The 1,153-nt window shown below is 63.5% G+C and carries 1 protein-coding gene; it reads left to right on the top strand.

Features of this window, described 5'->3' with window-relative positions:
* The first annotated feature begins 94 nt into the window (after nucleotides 1-94).
* The gene (locus AC1VAN_RS22535; RefSeq protein WP_032974530.1) at nucleotides 95-910 is read left to right on the top strand and encodes an AraC family transcriptional regulator; all 816 of its coding nucleotides are present in this window, start codon (nucleotides 95-97) and stop codon (nucleotides 908-910) included.
* Nucleotides 911-1,153 lie beyond the last annotated feature (243 nt).

Genomic DNA, 1,153 nt, shown 5'->3' with positions numbered 1-1,153 from the left:
GGGGGGGGGATGTGCATGGCGCCATCGTATTCAGCGAGCCCCGTCGCCGAATTTCGCTAGAATGTCAGTCTATCGCTGAATCCGGTCATCGAGAATGACTCGCATTTCRCTGCCTGGCTTTGATCTGGACCCGGACGCGACGGATCGGCCGGCAGTGGCCAGCCGCCTGCAGGTGGCCGACCACGATGCCGAGATTCCAGTGCATGACCACCGCAAGGGACAGCTGATCCTGGCACTTCATGGCGCGGTGACCTGCGAGGTGGCCAATGCGTTGTGGATCGTGCCGCCACAGTGCGGCGTGTGGATTCCGGGCAGCATGCCGCACAGCAACCGGGCCACCGCCAACGCCCGCCTGTGCTATCTGTTCGTCGAGCCGGGCGTTGTCGACCTGCCACTGCACTGCGTGACGCTGTCGATCTCGCCGATGGTGCGCGAGATGATCCTGCACCTGGCCGATGCGCCGCAGGACTACCCGCGCGGTGGGCACACCGATCGCCTGGCGCGAGTGCTGCTGGACGAACTGGTGCAGATGCCGGCCGAGCGGTTGTACCTGCCGGTGAGTGACCACCCCAAGATCCGCGCGCTGGCTGCGGCGCTGTCAGCCAATCCGGCCGACCGCAGCACCATCAGCGAGTGGGCCAAACGCCTGGCGTTGGGTGAGCGCACGTTGACGCGGCTGATTGATCGGGAAACCGGACTGTCGTTCGGGCGCTGGCGGCAGCAGCTGCATCTGCTGGTTGCCATTCGCGAGCTTGCAGGCGGCGCGGCGGTGCAGCGGGTTTCTGAAACCCTGGGCTATGAATCGGTGACGGCGTTCATCACGATGTTCAAGAAGGCGCTGGGGCAATCGCCCACGCGGTATTTTGCGGCGCGGTTGCGGGATCAGGATTCAGCTGCGCGTGGTGGTTGATGGTGACTGGCTGACGTTGATTTGCTGAAAGGGCGCATCAGCTCTCTGCGGAACTGCGTTTGTCACGTATCGAATAGATCACCGAAAAGATCTTCCAGCCCCGCTCGGTGCGGACCAGCCCTTGTTGATCAGCGAGGTGCGGAAGGACTCGATCACCTGTTCGATCGCTTCCACATCGGCAGGCGTGCGTTGCTCTGCGTAGACCGGAAGGCTGGGCAACAGGCAAAGGGAACAGGCAAAGGG

This window comes from Stenotrophomonas sp. 05L44_2, assembly GCF_056665995.1.
Note: the sequence above shows the minus strand (reverse complement) of the source record. Positions and strands in the feature narration are given on the sequence as shown.